At 62.5% G+C, this 253-nt stretch carries 1 protein-coding gene; it reads left to right on the top strand.

What is annotated here, in order from left to right; all coding sequences use genetic code 11:
* Positions 1-253, top strand: a 253-nt coding sequence (locus KZZ04_RS20020; RefSeq protein WP_257903705.1) for a hypothetical protein, incomplete at both ends; no start/stop codon positions are given.

Genomic DNA, 253 nt, shown 5'->3' with positions numbered 1-253 from the left:
AGCCGACGGCCAGCGCGGTCCCGCAAAACCAGTTTTACCTGCTGCCGATCTTCGACGCCAAGGAGAGCTTCGATGAAAACGGCCAACCGGTGCAGTTGCTTAACGTAGCGTCCATCGACCCCGGGAGTGCTGCTGCCGCCAAACCGGCCGCCCGTGTGCTCAGCGCCAACGCCGACGCCTTCCGCACCGCGGTGGTGTTGGTGGTCGACACCACCGTGTCGATGCAGCCTTATATCGACCAACTTGGTCGATA

This window comes from Pseudoalteromonas sp. CR1, assembly GCF_019392235.1.
In the GTDB taxonomy this organism is placed as follows: Bacteria; Pseudomonadota; Gammaproteobacteria; order Enterobacterales; family Alteromonadaceae; genus Pseudoalteromonas.
The sequence above is the reverse complement of the archived record's forward strand: the minus strand, read 5'-3'. Positions and strand labels throughout refer to the sequence as shown.